1 protein-coding gene is annotated in these 764 nt (G+C 47.8%); it reads right to left on the bottom strand.

Going from position 1 to position 764, the window contains the following annotated elements; all coding sequences use genetic code 11:
* Positions 1–764, bottom strand: a 764-nt coding sequence (locus OH459_RS28040) for a TraC family protein (RefSeq protein ID WP_269989896.1), incomplete at both ends; no start/stop codon positions are given.

The raw sequence follows: 764 nt of genomic DNA, 5'->3' as shown, positions 1-764 counted from the left end.
GCCCCAGAGCCACCGGTTAAGGCGATGTTTTGGTTATCACTGCCACAGGTAAAAGGGTCAAAGAAAGAGATTTGCTGGCGCATCGTCGGAAGCAACACCCCGCCTTTGAGCTGGCAAAAGTCCATGATGAGCGGAAAGAAGTTAACTAGGTTGGAGCTTTTTAATGTGCGAACTCGCCCGGCTTTTTTGCAGTCACCCCATAGTCCTTCACTCATCATAAAAGGCAGCGTGGAGAGCAGCGCTTGTGGCTGATTCATTTTCAGTGGAATGATATCGAGTCCGGCATTACTGAAAGACTCTTTTGCTGCTTGCGTGTCTTTCTTTTGACGGTTTTTGTCCGTAAAGAGAGAGACCGTCAACACCATGGAGGCAATGGTGAACTCTTTAGATAAAAGACCTTTTTGTAGGGCTTTACGCTCTTTAAGTTCATCTTCTGCCGTTGGCGCGAGCAGCGCCATTTGACTGTTCACCGTTTTGGTGAGGTCTTTTATCTTGTTGTCATTATCTGCATTTTGTTTACCCGTTGGCTCATTACGGAAATTCAATGTTACGCGATGAGGGCAGGTGATATTACGTGAAACGTTGCGGATAGAGGAAAATGCCTCTGGCAATGCATAAAGACGATAATCGCCAGGCAGCCTTGACAGTCCCATGTTGACAATACGAGTGTGAACCTCTTCCCCTTGGTCGTTGGTGTGACGGGTGGCAATATGACCTCGATGGGTCAGCGCTTCGGTGTCTGGCGATAAGGCTTGCAGATTTAA

The sequence above is a fragment of the Vibrio sp. MM46 genome, assembly GCF_027587135.1.
Taxonomy (GTDB): domain Bacteria; phylum Pseudomonadota; class Gammaproteobacteria; order Enterobacterales; family Vibrionaceae; genus Vibrio; species Vibrio harveyi.
This window is presented reverse-complemented; position numbering and strand designations above follow the sequence as displayed.